This is a genomic window from Pseudomonas sp. NPDC087346 (genome assembly GCF_044744235.1).
Taxonomy (GTDB): Bacteria; Pseudomonadota; Gammaproteobacteria; order Pseudomonadales; family Pseudomonadaceae; genus Aquipseudomonas.
In genome coordinates, this window is the sequence record NZ_JBIUXX010000011.1 from 107,618 (window position 1) to 130,621 (window position 23,004).

A 23,004-nucleotide genomic window follows, 5' to 3' on the forward strand; every position below is an offset into this window, starting at 1 on the left:
CCTCGCTCCTACAATGTCCGTGGCAACGCTGAATGCTTTGATCACAACACAAAACCTGTAGGAGTGAGCCTGCTCGCGATTGCGCTGTGTCATTCAACTTTGATGGTGGCCGACTTGACGCTATCGCGAGCAGGCTCGCTCCTACAATGTCCGTGGCAACGCTGAATGCTTTGATCACAACACAAAACCTGTAGGAGTGAGCCTGCTCGCGATTGCGCTGTGTCATTCACCTTTGATGGTGGCCGACTTGACGCTATCGCGAGCAGGCTCGCTCCTACATTTGGATCGTGTGAATCCTATTTATCGGATTTGATGCTGGTCCAGACCCGGGTGCGTACGCGCTCCAGTTTTTGCGGCAATGGCTGAACCACGTACAGGGTTTTCAGCGCTTCGCTGGTCGGTGTCAGGTTCGGGTTACCGGTAATCTCCTTGTTGACCAGCGGCATCGAATCCTTGTTCACGTTCGGATAACCGAGGAAGTCGCTAATCGGCGCGATGACTTTCGGATCGAGCAAGGTATTGAGGAATTCGTGCGCCTCTTCGACGTTCTTCGCGCTCTTCGGAATGGCGAAAGTATCAAACCAGATCGGCGCACCTTCCTTCGGCAGACGCCAGTCCACCACCACGCCATTGCCCGCCTCTTTGGCGCGATTGCCGAACTGATAGAAGCTGCCGGAGTAACCGATGGCCACGCAGATATTGCCGCTGGCGATGTCGGTCATGTACTTGGCCGAGTTGAAGTAGGTGACATACGGGCGAATCTTCAGCATCAGCTCTTTGGCTTTCTCATAGTCGGCGGGGTTCTGGCTGTTCGGATCGAGCCCCAGATAATGCAGGGCCAGCGGCAGAATTTCCGACGGCGAATCGAGCATCGCTACGCCGCAAGATTTGAGTTTTTCCATGTTCTCGGGTTTGAACACCAGATCCCAGCTGTCCACCGGCGCGTTGTCGCCCAGTGCAGCCTTGACCTTCGCCGGGTTGAAACCGATCAGCACTGTGCCATACATATAAGGCACGCCGTACTGGTTGCCCGGGTCGTTGGCATCCAGCAGCTTGAGCAGCGCCGGGTCCTGGTGGCTCCAGTTCGGCAGTTTGGACTTGTCGAGTTTCTGGAACACGCCGGCCTTGATCTGCGTATCGATGAACTGGTTCGACGGCACGACCAGGTCATACCCGGAGTTACCGGTGAGCAGTTTGGCTTCCAGCGATTCGTTGGTGTCGAAGGTGTCCCAGGTCACTTTGATGCCGCTTTTCGCAGCGAAATCCTTGGGCACCGAAGGCAGGATGTAATCCGCCCAGTTGTACACCCGCAGTTCGCGCTGTTCGGCGTGCACGGCGCTGGCCAGCAGCGTCAGCCCACACACAGTGGCGCCCAGAATGCGTTTCATCGTGACCATGGTTTGTTTCCCCGATTGCGGCGTAGTTCGATGGTTTTTGTTCTGTACACGGCAGCGGCTGTAAAACAGCCAGGGTAAGGCGCAGCAAAGATCTGATTGTTCTTCGACAGTTTGATTCTTGCTGACAGCGCTGTGAGATCACAGTGGGAGGTTGGCCAAAAGGGGATCGATATGGCCAATTGTCAGGAGGAGAAAAATCCCCCTCCTGACCGGGAGAGGAGTTTCAGTCGGTGTAGCCGAGTTTCGCCGCCCTGCTCTGCTGCGTCTGGCCACGGGTCGCCAGGCAGTAATACAACGGGCAGGTCACAATCAGCCCGACCAGCCACGACAGGTCCGCGCCATCCACCAGATTGGCGTAAGGGCCGACGTACAGCGAAGTATTGGCGAACGGCAACTGCACAATGATGCCGATGAAGTAGGCGATGATCGCGTGCAGGTTGAAGCGCCCGTAAATGCCGCCATCGGCACGGAAGATCGAAGTGATGTCATACGCGCCGCGTTTGATCAGGTAGAAATCGATCAGGTTGATCGACGCCCACGGCACCAGCACCAGCAACAACGCCAGAATCAAGCCAATGAACTCGGAGATGAAGTCCGCCGACGCGCCCAGCGCCACCACGCAGCAACCCGCCAACACCACGCTCGACAACATCACCCGCACCTTGATACTCGGCGTCCACTGACTGGCGAAGGTCTGAATCGAGGTGATGATCGACAGCACCGCACCGTACAGATTCAGCGCGTTGTGGCTGATGATATTGAGCAGAAACAGCACCATCAGAATCGGCCCCAGCCATCCGGTGGACTGCTTGACCGCCTCCATTGCGTCAGTGCCTTCCGGCGTCGCCAGCACCGCAACGGCGCCGAAGGAAAACGACAGAATCGTGCCCAGCGTCGCACCCAGATAGGTGGCGAAAAACGGTTTGGCGATGCCGATGTCTGCCGGCAGATAACGCGAATAGTCCGAGACGTAGGGCGAGAAGCTGATCTGCCAGATGATCCCCAACGATACCGTCGCCAGCCAGCCGGACAGGTTAAAGCTGCCGCGAGTCAGAAAGTCAGCCGGCAGGTCATGGCAGAAGATGTAAAGGAAACCGGCGAGCAACGCGCTACCCATCACCCACGTGCCGATGCGGTTGAGGGTATGGATTAAGTTGTAGCCGATCACACCGATGGCCGTGGCACCGAGAGCGCCGATCAAAATACTCAGCGGCGCCGGCACCGACGGCGCAATGCCGACGATGGATTTACCCGCCAGGACGATGTTGGAAATGAAGAAGCCGATGTAGATGATCGCGGCAAAAAACACGATCAGCAGCGCGCCATAACGGCCGAACTGGCCACGACTCTGCACCATCTGCGGAATGCCCATGCGCGGGCCTTGCGCCGACGCCAGAGCAATCACGATTCCGCCAATCATGTGCCCCAGCGCAATCGCCAGCAGCCCCCACAGCAGATCGAGATGGAACACCTGAACCACCATGGCGCCGGTGACGATGGGCAGTGGCGCAATGTTGGTGCTGAACCAAAGGGTGAAAAGGTCGCGGGCCTTCCCGTGGCGTTCCGCGAGTGGAACATAGTCGACCGTGTGATTCTCGATCAACGGATCTTGCCGGGACATCTGGGACATGGGTATGAACTCGAGTTTGTCTGTTCTTATCTTTGTATGAAGCCAAACCGGGGGGACTCTTTGGCCGCCCCTCAGATGCGAGCCATATTATGGTATTCCAAACTTTTCACAAGACTGATCCGTAGTCTCCAGCGCTATCTGATCCGCTATCCTCGCTGATATCAACGCCCTCTGGCCAGTCGAAAGCCCCGTAAACATTGACTTTCCGACGAAGTCATCACGTTTATCGGCTCACCTGAAAAGGCCTTGCAAAGAAAGTATTACGGTATACCATCAGACGAACAAATCATAAAAATCGCGTTACACCACCCGAGGACTGCCGAATGATCGATGCCGCTATCTACAAACAAGTCATGGGCTCGTTCCCGTCCGGCGTAACCGTCATCACCACCCTGGACGAAGACGGGCAAATCGTCGGCCTGACCGCCAGCGCGTTCAGTTCGCTGTCGATGGACCCCGCGCTGGTGCTTTTTTGCCCCAACTACAGCTCTGATTCCTACCCGGTGCTGATCAAGAACAAGCGCTTTGCGATCCACTTCCTGTCCGGCGGCCAGCAAAGCGAGGCCTACGCCTTCGCCCGTAAAGGCAAGGACAAGGCGCAAGGCATCGAGTGGACATTGAGCGAACTGGGCAACCCGATTCTGGCCAACGCGACGGCAGTCATCGAGTGCGAGTTGTGGCGCGAATATGAAGGTGGCGACCACGCGATCATGGTCGGCGCGGTGAAGAATCTGATCGTGCCCGAGCAGAACGCCGGGCCGCTGGTGTATTGCCACGGCAAGATGGGTGCCCTGCCCGTTTTCGCCTGACTCATCTTCAACACATAATCCTGTGGGAGCTGGCTTGCCAGCGATAGCGTCAGATCAGTCAATATCAATGTTGACTGTGCTGACCTCATCGCTGGCAAGCCAGCTCCCACAATTTTTTGTGGTGTCTGGACTAGTCAGGTTTACGTCCTGAACCGACTCACCAACTGATTCAACGTCTGCGACAACGCCGTCAGATTCTGCGCATCCTGGCGTGTCGAATCCGCCAGACTTGCCACCAACTGCGCGTCCCCATGAATCTGGCTGATATGCCGATTGATATCCTCGGCCACCTGATGCTGCTCCTCCGCCGCTGTGGCGATTTGCGTGTTCATGTCGCGGATCACGTCCACTGATTCACGAATCAAGCCAAAACTCGCCCGCGCTTCGTTGATCGACACCACGGTCTCCTGCGACACCTCAAGACTCGCATGCATCTGCTTGCCCATCTGATGCGTGCGCCGCGCCAGGTTGCCGAGCAAGGCGTCAATCTCGCCGGTGGAGTCCGCCGTGCGCTTGGCCAGCGCTCGCACCTCGTCCGCAACCACAGCAAAACCACGTCCCTGCTCACCGGCCCGCGCGGCCTCAATCGCAGCGTTGAGCGCCAGCAGATTGGTCTGCTCGGCAATCGAACGGATGGTGCCGAGAATCGACTGAATGTCGTTGCTGTCCTGCTCCAGTTGCTGCATCGACTCGGCACTGTGGCCAATCTCCTGACTCAACCGCCCGACGTTGTTCACCGCCGCATCGATCTGCTGCTGCCCGGTGTGAGCCTGACGCTGGCCATTGTCCGCAGAGTCCGCCGCTTGGCTGCATGAACGTGCAACTTCATTGGAAGTGGCGACCATTTCATGGAACGCCGTCGACACCATGTCCACCGCCTCGCGCTGGCGTGAAGCGACTTCGGCCATTTCCGCCGAAACTTCGGTGGCGCTGCCGGAACTGCTGTGAATCTGCCCCGCCGCCTGACCGATGCGCTGGATCAGCGTGCGAATCGCTTCCAGAAACTGGTTGAACCAGCCCGCCAGTTGCGCCGTTTCGTCCTGCCCCCGCACATCCAGTCGCGCCGTCAGATCACCCTCGCCCTGCGCAATGCCTTCCAGACCACTGGCCACCCCACGAATCGGCTTGACCATCAACCCGGCAAACCACGCTCCGACCGTCGCAAACAGCAGTGCACAAACCAGCGCAATGGCAGCAATAATCCACGTCAGTCGCGTAGCCCCGGCCATCACTTCACTGGCCTTGACCACCCCGACAAAGCGCCAGCCCAGCTTCTCGGACGGCCAGACAAACGCCATGTAGCGCTCGCCCGCCAACTCAACCTCCACCAGACCTTTACCGGCCGCCGCCAGTTGCTGATAACCGTCACCCAGATCGGTGAGTTTTTTGAAGTTGTGCGCTGGATCGCTCGGGTCAACCAGCACCGTGTTGTTGGCCTCCATCAGCAGCAGATAACCGCTGTCGCCGAGGCGAATCTGCTTGACCAGATCGGTCAATTGCTTGAGCGACACATCAATGTTCACCACCCCGGCATTGCTGCCCAACTGATTGTTGAAGCTGCGCACGGTACTCACCAGCACCACGTCATCTGCCGCCCAGTAATAAGCATCGGTGCGCAGGGTTTTGCCGGGATTGGCCATCGCCGTTTTGTACCAGGGACGGGTACGCGGATCGTAACTCGCGAGTTTCGGATCGCCCGGCCAGAACACATAACCGCCCTGCTCCGTCCCCAACGACAGATACGCGTAAGCCGGATGCGCCTTGGCGAGCCCGGCGAACAACTGGAATATCTGCTGATCCTGCGCGCCCATCGCGACTTGCGCCGCATCACTTGCCAGATAACGTTTCAGGTTACCGTCGATGCCTTGCAACTGCGGGTGTTCCGCCAGATACGCGACGTTCTGGCTGATGCCCTCAAAGAACAACTGCATCGCGTTCTCGACCTGGCGCACCTCGCGCCCGGTGCTGTCGATAAAACTGTCACGCGCCCCATCCCGGACGTTGAGGATGATCAACACAGCCACCAGCAACACCGGCACGCTGGCGATCACCGCGAATGCCAAGGTCAATTTTTGTTTTATGTTCATCTACAGCGCCTTCCTTGTTCGAAGTGTCGGTCAGAAATATTTTGCGGATATTCCGTATTATGGTATACCAATATTCAATCAACCGACCAGCCGTCCTCGAAGGCGTGCTTGAATGGTGATAAGACTCGCGAGCGTTCCACGCTCACGCCAGTTAGACAGGCCCGCAAGCGACCGGCCAACAACAAAAGATCCGAGGTAGCGTCATGAAATTTTCCCTGTTCGTACACATGGAACGCTGGGACGAAAGCGTCAGCCACCGCCAACTGTTCGAAGACCTGACCGAGCTGACCCTGATGGCCGAGGCCGGTGGTTTCAGCACCGTGTGGATCGGCGAACACCACGCCATGGAATACACCATCTCGCCGAGCCCGATGCCGCTGCTGGCCTACCTCGCGGCAAAAACCACCACCATCCACCTCGGCGCCGGCACCATCATCGCGCCGTTCTGGCACCCGTTGCGGGTCGCCGGGGAATGCGCGCTGCTCGACGTCATCAGCAACGGACGCATGGAAGTCGGCCTGGCTCGCGGTGCCTATCAAGTTGAATTCGATCGCATGGCTGGCGGCATGCCCGCTTCAAGCGGCGGCCAGGCCTTGCGCGAAATGGTCCCAGTGGTGCGCGCCCTGTGGCAAGGCGACTACGCCCATGACGGCGACATCTGGGAATTCCCGACGTCGACCAGCGTGCCGAAACCGATTCAGAAGCCAAACCCGCCGATGTGGATCGCCGCCCGCGACCCCGACTCGCACAACTTCGCCGTGGCCAACGGCTGCAACGTGATGGTCACGCCATTGATGAAGGGCGACGAAGAAGTCCTCGACCTGAAAAACAAATTCCAGACCGCACTCGACAACAACCCCGACGTGCCACGCCCACAGTTGATGGTGCTGCGCCACACCCACGTCCACACCACAGACGATCCGGACGGCTGGCAAGTCGGCGCCAAAGCGATTTCGCGGTTCTATCGCACCTTCGATGCGTGGTTCGGCAACAAACAAACCCCAGTGAATGGCTTCCTCGAACCGAGCCCGGAAGAGAAGTTTGCCGGACGTCCGGAGTTTGAGCTGGAGAGCCTGCACAAGACGGCGATGATTGGTACGCCGGAAGAGATCATTCCGCGCATCAAGTACTACCAGGAACTGGGGGTGGATGAGTTCAGCTTCTGGTGTGATAACAGCTTGCCGCATGCGGAGAAGAAGAAGTCGCTGGAACTGTTCATCAAGCATGTGGTGCCGGCGTTTCGCTGATCGGCCTGCGTGACATAAAACCTGCTCGCGCGAACTACAAAAAGGGACGAATTCATCAGCGTGAATTCGTCCCTTTTCGCATCCCGTAACTGGGCTTAACCGCGAATGCGGCGCTCCGTGAAGTCATACTCTTCATGACAATCGCCGGAAGGGTCTGCGGCCACATTGGTGTAACGCACCGTATCGGCATCAATCAGTTTGTAGGTGTAGATATCCGGCAAACGCACGCTACGTTTCTCGTGATGAACTAAAGACAAATATGGCATCGTCCACGTCATGTAAAACACAAGGCCATCTGTTTGCAAAACTCAAAAAGACCTTCACATACATTACCTTGGCGTGTTCAGTATGATCCAGATCAACTTCAATCAATGTCTGCGGGGCACCCCCCAACACATCCTGCCACTCTTGAAGATCTTCGGAGTCATAAAACTTTTCAAAAGTATCCTTTGACTGCAAGGTCAGCCATATATCTGAATTGCCCTCACCAATAGTGCCCCGAAAAAGCTTGCCGACGTTGACGGATCCGCCATTGGACTGGAGAATTTCTTCAAAATCTTCGCGGTCAATTTTTCCGATGAGATGATCATTGCAGATAACGACATGCTTAGCCCCCCCCGACAGCATTAAACAATGGGAAAAAGGTGGCAGATCTATTTATATTAAATAAATCGCCCCCTTTCTTTCGCCATTCAGGACGTACTTGAGTTGATCCACACTATCTATTGAAATCAATATCGAATCCACTTTCCTGTAGGGATTAGCTCCGGACTACCAGGATCAACCAAATAGAGCCATTCTGGATCATGGCCAACCGTACCAATTAAAACACCTAGCATTTCCGGGTGTTCGGGCATCGCACCGCAGTGGATGGCACCAATGTAACTGCTTTCACCTTCACGGCTATGCAATTGAAAGCGCAATGAGCCGTCTGCATTATAGATTGCAGCGTTATGAGGAAAAGCAAAAAACCAGGGAGCTTGGGGACGGCTAAACTTAGAAGGCACTTTATTAAAAACCACTAGCACACCAGTTCTATCTGGCAAAATATTAAGCGGCTCGTGAATTGGAATATCAACCTCCACTCCACTATCAAGTACCAAAGCCTGTCGAACACTGATCACCTTATGCTCTTGAGCATAGATCATATTTTTTTCTGCTCTTCAAAACTCGTGCTCGCGCCATCCCAACGAATGAACTCATCGAAGGTCTGTCCGTCTTCAAACTCGCCCCTTGTTCTCACTTCACTAATTAAATTACTCACTCTAACGATCTCAGCGATTTCATATTGACCTCATACAACTCAGGATTAGTTCGAGGTGACTTATCCATGAAGTTCACCTGATGCCCTCCTCCAGGCAAGCGAACTCCATCGAGCGCATCCCACATATCGGCTACGGCACCCTCTCGAGTACCCACACCCGGTTTAACCGTAAATTCAATCTGGAACAATTTACCACCTTTGAACTCCTCGGGAACTCCGAGTTTATTCCGAACGTCCGCTATAGATTTTATTGGCGTGTCAGTCGCCCACCCCCCGAGAGCCGAGGATGGATTTCCACCATCCTTCATCTCGGCCCTCATCCCGAGAAGCTGACTTTCGTTAATGGTCATACTCATTGTACGTGGCTGATCCACTACCTTATCCCTCAATCAATGGACAGAAGCATACTTAGGATCGCTGAGAAAATATGCCCAAACCGCCTCAAGCCTCCGCGCCCGCGCCCGCGCGAAGAAATTCAATCATTCGCTTAATAGTCAAATCAATATTTTCTAGCTTCATTTCAGTTGACTCGAACTGGTTACTTGGACCCCATCAATATCGAGCTGTCTGGCCCCAGCAAAATTGGTCCCACTGATCAGAAACCACTCCTTGCCCATAAGCCTCGGTAGCATTAAAACAATGGAATAGAGGTGACAGATCTATTTATATCAGATTCCCCCTTTCTTTCGCCATTCATGACGTACTTAAGGTGACCCAACTATCTATTGAAATCAATATCGAATCCACTTCCCGGTAGGAATTAATTTCGGATTGTTAGGATCAACCAAATAAAGCCACTCCGGATCATGATCTACTGAGCCTACCAAAACACCTAATGCATCAGGATGATTGGGCTCAGGAGCGTAATGCACGGCACCTATATAGCTACCCTTACCATAAGCACTCTGCAGTTGAAAGCGCAATGACCCGTCACCATTATAGATTGCCGCATTATTAGGAAAGTTAAAAAACCAGGGGGACTCCGGACAACACGACGTGGAAGGAACTTTGTTGAATACCACCAACACCCCTGTTCTATCGGGATAGAATATGAGGCGTCTCATTTATTGGAATAACAACTTCAGCGCCACCATCCAAGACCAACACTCGTTTAAAACTTACGACCACATGTTTTTGGGCGTATGCCATAATTTTTTTTGTTTCGTCGAAACTGGTACATTCCCCGTCCCAACGAACATACTGCTCAAGGAGCAGCCCACTATCGAACTCCCACCTCGTCCTAACTTCATCAATCAAATAGCTCACCGCAATGACCTCATGGACGTCATATCAACCTCATATAATTCAGGATTAGTACGGGGTGACTTATCCATAAAATTCACCAGATGTCCACCACCAGGCAAGCGAGTTCCATTAAGCGCGCCCCACATGTCGCCCACGGCCCCCCCCACGAATCCCCTCGCCTGGTTTAACCGTAAACTCGACTTGAAACAATGCCCCGTTTTTAAACTCCTCAGAAACTGCACGCTTATTTTGAACTTCCGCGACAGAGCTTAACGGAGTATCCGTGCCCCCCCAGAGCAGAGGGCGGGTTTCTTCCAGAAGCTAACTCCTCTGCATCTGCTCATACTGCTGTTTGTTAATGGTCACAGTCATTGTAAGTGGTTGATCCAATACCTTATCCGTCAATCAATGAACAGAGGCATACTTAGGATCGCTGAAAAAATATGCCCGAACCGACTCAAGCCTCCACGTCCGCGCCCGCGCGAAGAAGTTCAATCATTCGCTTAAGAGTCAAATCAATATTTTTTGGCTTCATTTCAGCGGACTCGAACTGATTACTTGGCCCCATCAATATTGAACTGCCTAGTCCCGGCCAACTTGGCTCCACTGCTCGGAAACCGCTCTTTGCCCATAAGCCCCGGCAGCATTAAACAATGGGAAAGAGGCGACAGATCTATTTATATCAGATAAATCCCCCCCTTTCTTTCGCCATTCATGACGTACTTAAGTTGACCCAACTATCTATTGAAATCAATACCGAACCCACTTCCCTGTAGGGATTAATTTCAGACTGTTAGGACCAACCAAATAAAGCCACTCGGGGTCATGACCTACAGAGCCTACCAACACACCTAACGCATCAGGATTATTGGGCATTGCAGCGTAATGCACAGCACCTATATAGCTGCCTTCACCATGAGAGCTTTGCAGTTGAAAACGCAATGATCCATCAGCATTATAAATTGCTGCATTATTAGGAAAGTTAAAAAACCAAGGAAATTCCGGACAATTGAATTTTGACGGCTCCTCTGCAAAAACCACCAACACTCCTGTTCTATCGGGTAGCAGATTAAGCACTTCATGCACTGGGATTTCGACTTCAGCGCCATTATCCAATACCAAATATTGCCGACGCTTTATTACTTCATATTTTCCCGAACAGAGAATATATTTTTTTATATCTTCAAAGCAAGTGCGCACCCCATCCCAACGAACAAATCGTTCAAATACGACTCCATTCTCGAGTTCTAAAACAGTAATGATTTTATTTATCAGCGCTGTCATTTCAGCCACCTCACCGAATCCAAATCAACCTCATAAAGTTCTGGAGTAGTCCGAGGATACTTATCCAAGAAATTAACTTGATGACCACCTCCCGGCAACCAAGCTCCATTTTTCGCATCCCACATATCGCCGACGCCTCAACTCAACCACTCATTCAAAGACCAATGGACAGCTTCATTTTTGCCTCTAGAACGACTAGGTAAATAAATCCGTCCCCTTATTCTACTGCTCGCAATTTACTAATACGCAAGCATCACCAGACTTCACAACCAAGCTAATCGGTTTTTTAGTCACACCATCATCAGTTGATATTTCAACCAACAAATTTTTATTTTCGAAAGATTGCATCTCAGCGATAAGTTGCTTAATGGTTTTCCCCCGACCAATCCAGTCGGGAGTTTTTTTATCGTTCATATCAATCTCCAATGTGATTTAAGTTTGCATCGAAGGTTGCTGATCGTGTCTCTTTACGACCAAGAGCCTTAACTGAATCTGCCATCTTCCGAGCACCACCATTATGCCCATCAAGGTCTCTAGTAATATAACGACTCCCCAGCTTAATACCGTCTGGCCACGGCTTTTGCGAAGAACCTCAAGGAGGGCGGGCTGACGCCGAGCGAGTTGGCAGGAGGCGATCAATGGGCCAAGGAGACCAGTTGGCTTGATCAACAGGTTGGACACCAGTTGTCTCTGATTTCGCGAGTCTCGAGCTGAATCGATATCAATATAGTGGCGCAGGATAAATGGCGATAAGGAGCGACGTCAAAGGCTGTGTTTAAAAGCAATAGCCTCACTTGAGCTAACCGCGAATGCGGCGCTCCGTGAAGTCATACTCTTCATGACAATCGCCGGAAGGGTCTGCGGCCACATTGGTGTAATGCACCGTATCGGCATCAATCACTTTGTAGGTGTAGATATCCGGGAAACGGACGCCATCGGATCTCAACTCGTTCTTGCCATTGGCAACCGACCATGTGCCATGCTCAGCCTGTATTGTCCGGGTCTGTTCGGCATCACGGAAAAAGGTGATGGTGAAAGTGCCGTCAGGTTTGAAGTTATTCTTCCAGGACAGGAACTGGCATTTACCGGTTTCTGCCCGCAAGCCCTTCCAGGAACCAACCAGCGACGGGTCAACCGCTGGCTTGTTGGAGGCACAGCCTCCCAGCGTTACGGCCAGGACGATCAGAGCTAGAGAGAAATTACGTTTCACGCGGTGTTTCCTTTTTCCAGATAACGGGATTATGCCGAGGGACCGGGAATCTCACGTTATTCGTGATGAACTAAAGACAAATTTCGTTGAAGCGTCGGATCAACGCGTCACCGGAGTTCGCTGTTTCGGCTGGGAAACACGTAAACATGCTGCTCACAACGTTCACCAATGAACTGGCGAATAGGTCGGCATCCATCAGGCCCATCAAGTGCGGTTGATTACCGCTCTTGCCGTCATACGTGAGGGTGTATCTATGGGCCAGTCCCTAGCAGTGCAACAGCAGGTATTCCGGTTCGGTCAATCGGCCCAGATTCAGGCCGCGGCGTTGTCAGAGTTGGCCCGGCTGCTTTCGAGCTCACTCGAAGAGCTGTTTGGTCAGCAGCAGGAAACCACCGTGCGTAAGCGTGGACCTGCTCCGAAATGGCAGCAGCAACTGGAAGCCATCGACCAGCTACCTAAGAGCCAGCAGAAATTTGTGGCGCAGATGCTCGATGCCTTGATCGCTCAGGCCACGACCAAAGCGAGCAGCGAGGGACGGGAGGTTTTGCAGTAAGCAGATAAAACAACACCGGCGCATGACCGGTGTAGGATGAGGATATCTATCAAATATGAGCAGAAATTCGTTTATATAAAAACTCATAAAAATCTGTAGCGTAATTAACATTCTCGCCAGACGGAAGCCTAAGACTCACGGGGCACTCACCATCTTTAAACTTCGAATAGTCAAAGAAAAAGACTTCCCCCATATCAGTTTCGCTAATCACAAGCTTTTTGCCATCTACCAGATTATTTTTTATGCCCACAATATGCTGATAGACAATATCCCCCCCATTGACACTCTCAAAGTCAACGCCATAGATACTGTAAATTTCTTCAGTACCAATCTTGCCACCCGCATACGTCTTTAAAAACCACTTGTACGACCCTGGCAGTTCAAGCCCTAGACGCTGCTCGGCCTTCTCAATCCAGTCATCACCCACGCAATCGGCCTGACTACCAAAGCACACGGTATCAGGATGCTGTGATACTAAATCCTCAATTTGATGCGTCGTAACTTGGCTCATTTTCAATTCCTAAAATCTGTAGATCGTTACTGCCAGTACTGCACTTTCCATTTATAAAAAGCTGCCCTATCAATACCAGAAGGAATTGTATTAGGGTTAATGTGAATAGTTGCGCTATTGGTTTGGTGAAAACTTTGCGTCATTTCTGCAATAGGCCCTGACTGTGTTTGCGTCATATGGTGCAGGTTCACCGACTTGCCATCTACACCGATGGGCGCTCGACCAGAGGCCATACGCTCAGCATTACTACCTGTTATGACCTTGCCACCTTCACGCCAACTAGTTTGCAAATTAGGATCAAATAAACCATTCCGTTGATAGACCTTATTCCCACTAAACTGAATAGAATCTTTTGACCAAAAATTACGTTGCTGAGTAAAAACAGAGCCAGCCTCTGTAGAGCTCCCTATTCCTTTTGCACCGCCGGACAGATAATTTATAGCCTTTTCGATCCGTGATAAAGCTGCAGCCTCCGCAGGCGCCATTCACTTCGTGCTCTTCGAGCCAGACGATGTCGTGAGTCAGCGCGGCCACTTGCTGCGCCGAGAGGCCAACACCCACCGAAAGATTGAGCGCGTCCTTGCTGGCGATGGCGTTGTTCATCAGGTACTTGAACATGCCCTCGTTGGAGGTCTGGCCATCGAGGAAGGCCTGGCCGGTGCGCGCGTTGACGGCTTGTGAATCAAGCGTTGTTCGTAGAGACCGTCGCCCAGACGTTTGGCACTTTGGTCAGGGTCGTAACCGAGTTTGGCCAGCAGGTAGTCCGAACTCATGAACGATTTGAGGTCGGTGAGTACCGGGTTGGTTTCGATCAAGTATTTGTGTGGGTTGGACGGAGCCGTAGTGTCTGGCAGGCCGGTGACACGAGTCACCGGGCGGGTATCGACCGACTCTTTGGCGTCGTTGCCCCGAGCCCGGAAGAGGACGTCCGGAGTTAGAACTGGGAGAGCTTGCACAAGACGGCGATGATTGGTACGCCGGAAGAGATCATTCCGCGCATCAAGTACTACCAGGAACTGGGGGTGGATGAGTTCAGCTTCTGGTGTGATAACAGCTTGCCGCATGCGGAGAAGAAGAAGTCGCTGGAGCTGTTTATCAAACATGTGGTGCCGGCGTTTCGGTGAGTGTTCTGCTGATTGAGCCTCGCAAATGAAAACGCCCCGACAGTGCTCGGGGCGTTTTAGTTTTTAGTGAACTCTTCGTCCCAGAAATTTCCGGGAGATGCGCATTGTCCATTTTGTAAAACAGTGCACCAGCCAAAGCTACGGTAGAACATTTCAAGATCAATGATCTCGTAAAGGTCTTGGCCAACTTTGCTTAATGTAATCAGGCTGTTGGCATACACCCGCCCCGGCGACTCCAACCGAATACGACCCCGATCGATTCCGGGCCTGTATCCGAGAAGGAAATTTCGAACCGCGTTGAAATTTTGCAAAGGCAAGGAATACGCTGCTTTCTGAGTAAATCGTCAGTGACGAGGTTTTCAGGGAGTTTAATGTTTAATTTCAAGTGAGTCAGGCCCCGATGAGAGTACGCTGACCCGGCCGGGTGACATCGTAAACATGCTGCTCGCAACCCTGACCGACAAACTGGAATTCCACCAGGTAGACCTTGCTTCGTTCAGGCGTAAAGCTACTGTTCAGTGGTCCGCAACTGTAGGTATTCCCGTTGCCCATACCGGTCGAATGCCCCGAAACCACGATGGGTTCATCAGCGTTGGTTTGAGTTTCCAACTGAGGGAAATGTTTAAACGTGGCGCTATTGGCCGCTTCGTTAAGCTTGGCGATCCAGCCGAACACTTGGCCTCGCCCGGAATCCACCACGGTGCCCAGCACTTCCATTCGCTGGTCAGGATCTGCCGCCCGGCGCACCGAGAACTCGACAGGGTATGTGTAACCTGACGCTTTCATGATGATTTTGGCGTATGGGGGATCTGGCGTGACCATTTTTTGCTGCAGCTGGACGCCATCGCTCAGGAAACTGGGGAAGAAATCTCTGACGTTGGAATGGCACCCTGCAATTAGGAAAACCAAGGGAAGCAAAAGTCCGATTTTAATCAATTTTCATTACCGCTTTTCAAAGCAGGAAAATTTATCGAGTTCAATAAACATGCCCTGCAGCAACAGTTAAATAATATCTAAAAGTTGCAAGTCCAACTTGATCTGCAGAGCATCCTGTTCAGACAACTGCGACATAAGAAAAGCTAACCCATGCACCTCAATAATCCCTTTTATATGGGCAACCGCGAAATCAAAGGCGACCTTGGGCTCTCTTCCCGCCGACAACACAAGCCCGGCAGTCTGGAGCATTAGATCTTCAACAGGATTAACAAAGCTTTCTTCCATATCATTTAATGCATAACCGACTTCAAGCTCCCCTTCAACCCAGGAAAAACCCGAACTTTTGTTCTTCCTAATCTTAGTCCTGCAATAAATTGGATAGTAGTAAAACATTCGCTGCATTATTTCTTTATAACTTAAAATTGCTGACATGACCAGCCTCTCAAAACCTCATGACAATATAGGGTTAGCGTTCATATACAAATTGACATTTTAGAAAGCAATACTGAATGCGCTTTAAACGTGGCCTGCCCCCTTTCACACGTCGCAAGCGCTACCCCATTAACATTAGTGATTAAAAAGTTCAAAAATCCACTGCGCCATGACTTCTGGCGAAGTGGTTTCTTTCCGAAGCTGTTCAACACCTCGATCTCTCGCAACCAAGGCAAATTTCCCTTCGTCAGAAATCTCGATATAGGGCGCACCAAATTCCTCTATTTCAGTTCCCAAGGGAAACGCCTTATAGGGTTTCCCTTGCTCATTTGCGTACTTAAAAAAACAATCGACTATCTTATCAATCTTCACGAATCCCACCTTAAGGTTACGTTATGAGTTTGATATACCCTTTCAGCAACAACTCATCGATGCTCATGGGTAGTTGATACTGAGTTCCCAGTCCCGGTTTTCCAAACCAAGGAGCAGCCTGGCCCGACTGTACCTCTGGAAGAGGCTTTATAACCTCATACTGCCGATATGGCGAATTCAGCGTTGAATCGGGCAGGGCTCGCTGATCAAAGGGCACATCCCTCGGCGCCACGAATGTCCCCCTGTCCGAAAAGTTGCCTTCAGAATCAAAACGACCGCCATATCTATCAAATGTCGCACCAGGTTTGAGTTCGGTACTCACTGGAGGCCCATTGAACCCATAATCAAAACTATTGTTTGCCTTCGTAGGCCAATCGACACTCCCGTCAGGCTTAATCCACCGAGGATCTACTCCCAATTTTTCAGCGGCCGCAATCTGCTCTACAGTGGGGTTGAGTGCAGGCCCCCGCAGTGCGCCTTTCGAAGTCGCAAACGCAAGATCCTTAGCTGCCTGCCTCTTTGCCAGCACCTCCAGGATCACATCAATAACGGCCTTGCCACCTCGAAGGCCAGTCATTGAGAGAATCGCATCATCGATCGCGCTTACCGACAGGATTCCCTTGTTCGCAATTGTCGACAACCGCTCTGCAGCGTCTGATATATCCGATGCGTAAGTGGAAATATTGGACAGTTCATTTTCATACTGAGCGGTCTGGTCCCTACCAAATTGGCTCCAGTGCTGGTAGACCGCTCCCGGGCCATAAGTCCCAGCAGCGTTGAACAAGGTGGAGTCGTTGAATTGTGCGTCTGTCGCACTGAACGCATAAACCGGTGCACCGTTGGCAATTATCGGTCGTCCATCGCTCCAGGTCAGCGGGATTTTCTGATTGGACAACTGGGTCATTGCCGCATAGGCGTGATCCATATCCTCAGCGAAGGCGAAGGACTCCGGGTCATTACCGACAGCCTTTTGCATTACGCTTTTCAGATGTTCCAGACCGACAGCATCAACTTCTGCACCGGCGGCGAGCATCAACAAATCTTCCCAGCGAGCGCTCGAACGCGGCTTCCCGAGCAAGCCCTGAAGCTCCTCAGCTTTCTTCTTCAGCAGCGGGATTTCCTGCTGCTTGTGCAACTGGCGGTTGAACATCTCAACACCAGTTGAACTGGTAACCGCAGTCGTTGCGCCCGTTGCTCCGCCACCAGACCCCGCTGCCGCGCCAAGACCCGAAGCAATCAAGGTGGCCAATGCATCCTGCTGCTTGTCATTCAGACCGCTATCTTTCAGTGCCTTGACAATCATTGGCATCAGAGCAGCAGAAACGCCTGCGCCCAATGCGCCGGCGGCGACGCTGCTGCCCGACAACCCCATCACCGCACCAACCAGCGAGTGCAGCATGACGCGTGCGGCTCCGCCTTCGCCCCACGCCGCTCGCGTCACGTCATCAGTAGCATCGCGAGCCTGCTTGTCGGCGTAATCCCCGATTTTTTTGAACGCATCGTTGGCCGTGGTGTTGGCGACGATACCGATGGCCGTCGTGCCGCCCACGCCTCCCAGCCCCACAGCAATCAAACCTGCCGCAACATCCGCCATGATGCGTTTGTCGCCGCCCACGTCCCAACTTTTGTACTCAATAAGCGCCGCCAGACGCTCCTCGGCAGTAGTGGCTGACTTCATTTTGTCAGCGGCCGCTTGCTGCTGGGCGTTGGCCACTTTGCCGATGATGTTTCTCGACAGCGAGACCGTGCTCTGAATCAGATCAATCCGCTCTTGAATGGCTTTCTGATCAGGTTTGTCCAGGCCCTCATTCGCGTTGGCGGTATCGCGATTCAGCCCGACCAGATCATTCACGCCTGCCGTATTACGAACAATGATGGTGCCTTCGCTGACAGCACTGCGGGTCTTGCTCTGATCCGAATCTTCAAGCGCCAGCGGAATACTGCCGCCGACACTGGTGCCGGACTTGCCGCCATAAGACAGGGAAATGCCGGCCGACTGGGCACTGATATCACTCGTGTTTTTGATGTCACTGACGAACAGGCGATCAGTGCTGAGCAGGTTCTTGTCCGGTGTCGCCTCACTGGCAACGACCGCGCCTTGCAGGGTGGTGTTTTTGCCAACAGTGATGTCGTATCCACCTTGGCCGGCGAACAGACCGCTCTGATCGGTCACGGCCTTGTAGTCGCTGTTCATGTTGCCAGCGGCAAGACTTGCCGACCCGGTGACCGGCGCACCATAGCAAAATGGCGGAATACAAATACTCGCGCCGATACCGGCACTGCCCTGCTTGCTGCTCTGGGTCTCGATGTCCTGACGAGAGGTGATGTTGAGGTTGCCGTCGATCACAGCCTTGATACTGTCGGCTCGAACTTGTGCACCTGCCAGCGTCGTATCGTTGCCGCTGTGCAAGGAAAGAGAGCCGGTATCCAGAGTTGTATTGACTTGGGTGACCGAGCTACCGGTTCCCTTGCTCTTGGCAACAGACGCCCCAAGATCAAGGGTGAAGCCGTTCTGCTCACCCAGGTTGAAGCTAGCGCCGATCGCGGTTTTGTTATTGCTGCCGTTGTTGGCCCAGTCAGCCGTGTTCTGCGCGCTTTCCAGAATGATGTCGTTCTTGGCAATCAGAGCAGTGTCTGCGGCTTTCAAGCTGCTGCCGACAATATGAATATCACCGGCGGTTCCCTGCGCACCGCCATCAGCGATGATCAACAGGTTCTGGCCTGCATTGATCGTGCTCTGTCTGGCGGTCTGACTGTTGTACTCACTGATGCTCTTGCTGTGGGTATTCGCCAGTTCAGTACCGATCTTTATCAACGAGCCATTGCTGGCGGAACCCTGTTTCTTCCCATAGTCGGAGCCTGCACCTTCGGCGCCTCCCCCCATACCGCCGAGGTCGTTCAACGCCATGGCTGCCTGGGCGTATTTGACCGCTTTAAGGCGTGGATCATCTGCGTTTTTGGCTGCTTCGACCGAGTTGTGAATCGTATTGACCGTATCAACGATCATGCCGCCAATGACACGACCAACCCCTAAGTTAGTGGATTTGTCGGTACTGCTCTGACTCGAGCTTTCCATGCCTGCAGCAATCGTTACCTTTGAGCCAATAAGGCTCATGTCTTTGGTGCTGACCAGATCACTGGCAATCACGCTAAGCTCGCGACCGCTGGAAAGCTTCACATTGCCTGCGCTGGAGCCAATGGTGCTGCCAGTCAACGTAGTCTGCGACGACTGGCCAGTATGATTCTGGCTACCGACGGACAAATGTTGGTTTCCGGTGATGTCATCTACACCCAGATTATTGGCCGTCAGGACACCGCTCAGATCGCGATTTTTCTCCTTGTGATACTCGTTTCGAGTAAAGGTGTTTTCCGCCGCTTTGATGGTCAGATCGCGACCGGCCTGCACAGCCAAATCTTCTGTGCTCACCAAGGCCGAACCACTGATCATGACGTCACGGTTAGCTACAACATCCACGGTATTACCGGAGATCATGCTGCCGACCGCAGTGGTTTGGGTCTCGGACACTCGATCCTTCACCTTGCTGGATTTCAGACCACCCAGGCTTTTTTTGCTCGAACTGCTTTCATGGCGAACACTTTGCGAATCTGTGACAGCAAGGATTTGCACATCATTGCCCGCCACCAGCTTCACTCCACCTTTTTCAGAAGCAACTTCGCTGCCTTTGATAAGGACGTCATTGTTCGCTACCAGGCTGACGTCACCACCTGCAGTTACCGAACTCGCGATATTGGTGGTGCTGGCCGTCTCATCAAGCCGACTTTTCTTACCCGAAGAACTTTTCTTGGTCTTGGTGTAGAAGCTGTAGTCGCTGTCTTCCGCCGACTGAAGTATCAGATTGGCACCCGCCGTCAAATAGGCTTCGTCCCCGGCGCTGATCCGACTGGCAATCAGATCTAGGTCTTTGCCGGAATTGAGCATTACGGTGCTACCTGCCGTCACCGTCGCAGAAACCTGTCTGACCTCATCATCCTGACGCGACATTTTCTTGTTTGCCGAACGCGAGTGCTCCTCGTCAGCCGCCGAACTGATCAGCAGATTCTCAGTCGCCGACATCGACACATTACGTTTGGCCTCAATGTCACTGGCAATCACACTGATGTCACGCTTGGCATCCGCCTTGAAATCACGCCCGGCATCGATATCGGCGCCCAGTTGCGTGACGCTGCTAACAGCTCCTCTCCAGCCCAGCGACGCGCTGTCGTTAACCTGCACGGAGGCCACATTGACATCGCGACCGGCGTTCAACGTCATGTCCTGACCGCTTTTCAGGACGCCACCGATAACGTTGATATCCTTGGCCGCGCTGACGGTCAGGTCGTTGGCCGCCTCGATCCGCGCTGCGTTATCGGCAAAGTCCTGATGCCGGGTGACGGTGCCGTACTTGTCGTCCATCGAGGTGATGGTCCGCTCGTTGATCACATCGCCCGTGCGCGTGGTCAGCGTCACATCGCGTCCGGCAATAATGCCGCCAGCCTTGTTGACGATGTTGTTGGTTGCCAACAGATCCAGACGATTGCCCGCCTCGATCGATCCGCTGTTGACCAGGTCCTTGCCCGCCGTAGCGGAAAGGTTGTTGGTAGCTTTGAGCGTGCCGACGTTATCGAGGTTTTCACCGGCGATCAGCGTCACGTCGTTACCGGCAATCAGCGCACCGGTCGGGCCGAGGCGGCCGTTGGCCTGGGCCAGATAGACCACCGGCACCAGCACTTTTTCGCCGTTCACTTCGTGCTCTTCGAGCCAGACGATGTCGTGGGTCAGCGCCGCGACTTGCTGCGCGGTGAGGCCGACGCCGACCGACAGGTTGAGCGCGTCCTTGCTGGCGATGGCGTTGTTCATCAGGTACTTGAACATGCCCTCGTTGGAGGTCTGGCCATCGAGGAAGGCCTGGCCGGTGCGCGCGGTGACGGCTTGTTGAATCAGGCGTTGTTCGTAGAGACCGTCGCCCAGACGTTTGGCGCTCTGATCAGGGTCGTAGCCCAGTTTGCCGAGCAGGTAGTCCGAACTCATGAACGATTTGAGGTCGGTGAGTACCGGGTTGGTTTCGATCAAGTATTTATGTGGGTTGGACGGAGCCGTAGTGTCTGGCAGGCCGGTGACACGAGTCACCGGACGAATACCGTTCGCCTCTTTGGCGTCGTTGCCCCGAGCCCGGAAGAGGACGTCCGGAGTTAGAACTGGAGAGCTTGCACAAGACGGCGATGATTGGTACGCCGGAAGAGATCATTCCGCGCATCAAGTACTACCAGGAACTGGGGGTGGATGAGTTCAGCTTCTGGTGCGATAACAGCTTGTCGCATGCGGAGAAGAAGAAGTCGCTGGAGCTGTTTATCAAGAATGTGGTGCCGGCGTTTCGCTGATCGGCCTGCTTGACATAAAACCTGCTCGCGCGAACTACAAAAAGGGACGAATTCATCAGCGTGAATTCGTCCCTTTCCGCATCCCGTAACTGGGCTTAACCGCGAATGCGGCGCTCCGTGAAGTCATACTCTTCAGGACAATCGCCGGAAGGGTCTGCGGCCACATTGGTGTAATGCACCGTATTGGCATCAATCAGTTTGTAGGTGTAGATATCCGGCAAACGCACGCCATCGGTTCTCAACTCGTTCTTGCCATTGGCAGCCGACCATGTTCCATGCTCAGCCTGTATTGTCCGGGTCTGTTCGGCATCACGGAAAAAGGTGATGGTGAAAGTGCCGTCAGGTTTGAAGTTATTCTTCCAGGACAGGAACTGGCATTTACCGGTTTCTGCCCGCAAGCCCTTCCAGGAACCAACCAGCGACGGGTCAACCGCTGGCTTGTTGGAGGCACAGCCTCCCAGCGTTACGGCCAGGACGATCAGAGCTAGAGAGAAATTACGTTTCACGCGGTGTTTCCTTTTTCCAGATAACGGGATTATGCCGAGGGACCGGGAATCTCACGTTATTCGTGATGAACTAAAGACAAATTTCGTTGAAGCGCCGGATCAACTCGTCACCGGAGTTCGCTGTTTCGGCTGGGAAACACGTAAACATGCTGCTCACAACGTTTACCAATGAACTGGCGAGTAGGTCGGCATCCATCAGGCCCATCAAGTGCGGTTGATTACCGCTCTTGCCGTCATACGTGAGGGTGTATCAATGCCTTTTGCACCAATTCAATACCCGGCTTCTCTAAACTGGCCCCCAATATCCTTGAAAAGGAGCTTGAGGGGGAACCAGTCTCCACGTTTCATTTGACACTATGCACTTGAACCATTTCTCTTCAAATCCTGGCCCAGCATGGCTGTCCTGAACAGGAGCCTGCTCTGTAATCCCAGATTTAATCTGTTCGGTGATCCAGGCAGAAAATCGTTCATACTCCCTAGGAGATGAAAACCCCTCTATAACTTCCCAATTACACTCGTTCATTGCTTTATCCAAGAAGGGTCAATTGAAATCTTTCGGAAACAGCACCCGGTTACTGAACGAGCCCCATGAAAGACAGGACACCGTTTCCCCCTTACGATAAGGGATAGGCAAACGGTTATGTTTATGACTACTAGCAACGACAAGAGTGGAGAGCTTTTGGGCCAGGAGCGGTGCCGCCGCTGGAGCCCGGAGCAAAAGCTGGCCATGGTTTGCGAGAGTCTTGAGCCAGGGCAAAGTGTGTCGGTCGTCGCTCGACGCAACGGCATCAATGTCAACCAGTTATTCCTGTGGCGCAAGCTGTATCAGGACGGCAGCCTGTCGGCGGTCAGCGCGGACGAGGCCGTGGTGCCGGCCTCCGAGCTGAGCGATGCGCTCAAGCAGATCCGTGAACTGCAACGGATGCTGGGCAAGAAAACGATGGGAGCGGAAATCCTCAAAGAGGCCGTGGAGATCGCCCGGTCGCGAAAATGGATTGCGCACTCACCCTTGTTGCCG

General features: G+C 53.2%; 20 protein-coding genes and 5 pseudogenes. 6 read left to right on the forward strand and 19 right to left on the reverse strand.

All coding sequences use genetic code 11. The features are described from left to right. Positions 1-296: 296 nt before the first annotated feature. The gene (locus ACIOZM_RS09785) at positions 297-1,397 is read right to left on the reverse strand and encodes a polyamine ABC transporter substrate-binding protein (protein ID WP_401212650.1); all 1,101 of its coding nucleotides are present in this window, start codon (positions 1,395-1,397) and stop codon (positions 297-299) included. A gap of 223 nt (positions 1,398-1,620) precedes the next feature. Beyond that, positions 1,621-3,027 (reverse strand): purine-cytosine permease family protein, encoded by a 1,407-nt coding sequence (locus tag ACIOZM_RS09790; protein WP_401212652.1) that lies wholly within the window; start codon positions 3,025-3,027, stop codon positions 1,621-1,623. Between the two features lie 323 nt (positions 3,028-3,350). On the opposite strand from ACIOZM_RS09790, the gene ACIOZM_RS09795 reads away from it, so the two are divergent. Beyond that, on the forward strand, positions 3,351-3,836 hold the full coding sequence (locus ACIOZM_RS09795) for a flavin reductase family protein (RefSeq protein ID WP_401212655.1): 486 nt from the start codon (positions 3,351-3,353) through the stop codon (positions 3,834-3,836). A gap of 140 nt (positions 3,837-3,976) precedes the next feature. Here the strand turns inward: ACIOZM_RS09795 and ACIOZM_RS09800 are convergent, their stop codons facing one another. Together ACIOZM_RS09800 and ACIOZM_RS09805 are read right to left on the reverse strand one after the other, a co-directional pair. Further along, positions 3,977-4,744 (reverse strand): methyl-accepting chemotaxis protein, encoded by a 768-nt coding sequence (locus ACIOZM_RS09800; RefSeq protein ID WP_401212695.1) that lies wholly within the window; start codon positions 4,742-4,744, stop codon positions 3,977-3,979. Between the two features lie 138 nt (positions 4,745-4,882). Next, positions 4,883-5,923, reverse strand: a pseudogene (locus tag ACIOZM_RS09805) (cache domain-containing protein); the annotation flags it as partial. Positions 5,924-6,126: 203 nt separating this feature from the next. Here ACIOZM_RS09805 and ACIOZM_RS09810 point away from each other — a divergent pair. Next, complete coding sequence (locus ACIOZM_RS09810) at positions 6,127-7,170, forward strand: LLM class flavin-dependent oxidoreductase (protein WP_401212658.1); 1,044 nt, start codon at positions 6,127-6,129, stop codon at positions 7,168-7,170. Positions 7,171-7,265: 95 nt separating this feature from the next. On the opposite strand, the gene ACIOZM_RS09815 is transcribed toward ACIOZM_RS09810, so the two are convergent. The 7 genes from ACIOZM_RS09815 to ACIOZM_RS09845 form a co-directional block, all read right to left on the reverse strand. Further along, positions 7,266-7,427 carry a hypothetical protein gene (locus ACIOZM_RS09815; RefSeq protein ID WP_401212660.1) on the reverse strand — a complete coding sequence of 54 codons (162 nt, stop codon included), beginning with the start codon at positions 7,425-7,427 and terminating at the stop codon, positions 7,266-7,268. Positions 7,428-7,901: 474 nt separating this feature from the next. Beyond that, the gene (locus ACIOZM_RS09820; RefSeq protein ID WP_401212662.1) at positions 7,902-8,318 is read right to left on the reverse strand and encodes a hypothetical protein; all 417 of its coding nucleotides are present in this window, start codon (positions 8,316-8,318) and stop codon (positions 7,902-7,904) included. A gap of 112 nt (positions 8,319-8,430) precedes the next feature. After that, complete coding sequence (locus ACIOZM_RS09825; RefSeq protein WP_401212664.1) at positions 8,431-8,784, reverse strand: hypothetical protein; 354 nt, start codon at positions 8,782-8,784, stop codon at positions 8,431-8,433. Between the two features lie 1,645 nt (positions 8,785-10,429). Beyond that, the gene (locus tag ACIOZM_RS09830; protein WP_401212666.1) at positions 10,430-10,963 is read right to left on the reverse strand and encodes a hypothetical protein; all 534 of its coding nucleotides are present in this window, start codon (positions 10,961-10,963) and stop codon (positions 10,430-10,432) included. Between the two features lie 222 nt (positions 10,964-11,185). After that, the gene (locus ACIOZM_RS09835; RefSeq protein WP_401212668.1) at positions 11,186-11,377 is read right to left on the reverse strand and encodes a hypothetical protein; all 192 of its coding nucleotides are present in this window, start codon (positions 11,375-11,377) and stop codon (positions 11,186-11,188) included. A 1-nt stretch (position 11,378) separates the two neighbouring features. Further along, a complete protein-coding gene (locus ACIOZM_RS09840) occupies positions 11,379-11,525 on the reverse strand; it encodes a toxin C-terminal domain-containing protein (protein ID WP_401212698.1) in 147 nt (48 codons plus the stop codon). Between the two features lie 237 nt (positions 11,526-11,762). Beyond that, a complete protein-coding gene (locus tag ACIOZM_RS09845) occupies positions 11,763-12,173 on the reverse strand; it encodes a hypothetical protein (RefSeq protein ID WP_401212671.1) in 411 nt (136 codons plus the stop codon). A 208-nt stretch (positions 12,174-12,381) separates the two neighbouring features. On the opposite strand from ACIOZM_RS09845, the gene ACIOZM_RS09850 reads away from it, so the two are divergent. After that, a complete protein-coding gene (locus ACIOZM_RS09850) occupies positions 12,382-12,726 on the forward strand; it encodes a hypothetical protein (protein ID WP_401212674.1) in 345 nt (114 codons plus the stop codon). Between the two features lie 49 nt (positions 12,727-12,775). On the opposite strand, the gene ACIOZM_RS09855 is transcribed toward ACIOZM_RS09850, so the two are convergent. The 3 genes and pseudogenes from ACIOZM_RS09855 to ACIOZM_RS09865 all read right to left on the reverse strand — a co-directional run. Then, complete coding sequence (locus tag ACIOZM_RS09855; protein ID WP_401212677.1) at positions 12,776-13,237, reverse strand: SMI1/KNR4 family protein; 462 nt, start codon at positions 13,235-13,237, stop codon at positions 12,776-12,778. A 26-nt stretch (positions 13,238-13,263) separates the two neighbouring features. Continuing rightward, positions 13,264-13,722 (reverse strand): HNH/ENDO VII family nuclease, encoded by a 459-nt coding sequence (locus ACIOZM_RS09860; RefSeq protein ID WP_401212680.1) that lies wholly within the window; start codon positions 13,720-13,722, stop codon positions 13,264-13,266. Continuing rightward, positions 13,718-14,112 (reverse strand): annotated as a pseudogene (locus ACIOZM_RS09865) (S-layer family protein); the annotation flags it as partial. The gene ACIOZM_RS09860 and the pseudogene ACIOZM_RS09865, both read right to left, overlap by 5 nt. 47 nt (positions 14,113-14,159) lie before the next feature. On the opposite strand from ACIOZM_RS09865, the pseudogene ACIOZM_RS09870 reads away from it, so the two are divergent. Further along, positions 14,160-14,361 (forward strand): annotated as a pseudogene (locus ACIOZM_RS09870) (LLM class flavin-dependent oxidoreductase); the annotation flags it as partial. 390 nt (positions 14,362-14,751) lie between these two features. On the opposite strand, the gene ACIOZM_RS09875 reads toward ACIOZM_RS09870, so the two are convergent. The 4 genes from ACIOZM_RS09875 to ACIOZM_RS09890 form a co-directional block, all read right to left on the reverse strand. Beyond that, the gene (locus ACIOZM_RS09875; protein WP_401212701.1) at positions 14,752-15,294 is read right to left on the reverse strand and encodes a hypothetical protein; all 543 of its coding nucleotides are present in this window, start codon (positions 15,292-15,294) and stop codon (positions 14,752-14,754) included. 69 nt (positions 15,295-15,363) lie between these two features. Beyond that, complete coding sequence (locus tag ACIOZM_RS09880) at positions 15,364-15,729, reverse strand: hypothetical protein (protein WP_401212683.1); 366 nt, start codon at positions 15,727-15,729, stop codon at positions 15,364-15,366. A gap of 135 nt (positions 15,730-15,864) precedes the next feature. Further along, positions 15,865-16,101, reverse strand: a complete 237-nt coding sequence (locus ACIOZM_RS09885) for a hypothetical protein (protein ID WP_401212684.1) — start codon at positions 16,099-16,101, stop codon at positions 15,865-15,867. Between the two features lie 16 nt (positions 16,102-16,117). Beyond that, positions 16,118-21,130, reverse strand: a complete 5,013-nt coding sequence (locus ACIOZM_RS09890; RefSeq protein WP_401212704.1) for a hemagglutinin repeat-containing protein — start codon at positions 21,128-21,130, stop codon at positions 16,118-16,120. Positions 21,131-21,279: 149 nt separating this feature from the next. Between ACIOZM_RS09890 and ACIOZM_RS09895 the strand changes: the two are divergent. Beyond that, positions 21,280-21,480 (forward strand): annotated as a pseudogene (locus tag ACIOZM_RS09895) (LLM class flavin-dependent oxidoreductase); the annotation flags it as partial. A 95-nt stretch (positions 21,481-21,575) separates the two neighbouring features. Here the strand turns inward: ACIOZM_RS09895 and ACIOZM_RS09900 are convergent. After that, a complete protein-coding gene (locus ACIOZM_RS09900; protein ID WP_401212687.1) occupies positions 21,576-21,986 on the reverse strand; it encodes a hypothetical protein in 411 nt (136 codons plus the stop codon). A gap of 646 nt (positions 21,987-22,632) precedes the next feature. On the opposite strand from ACIOZM_RS09900, the pseudogene ACIOZM_RS09905 reads away from it, so the two are divergent. After that, positions 22,633-23,004 (forward strand): annotated as a pseudogene (locus ACIOZM_RS09905) (transposase); the annotation flags it as partial.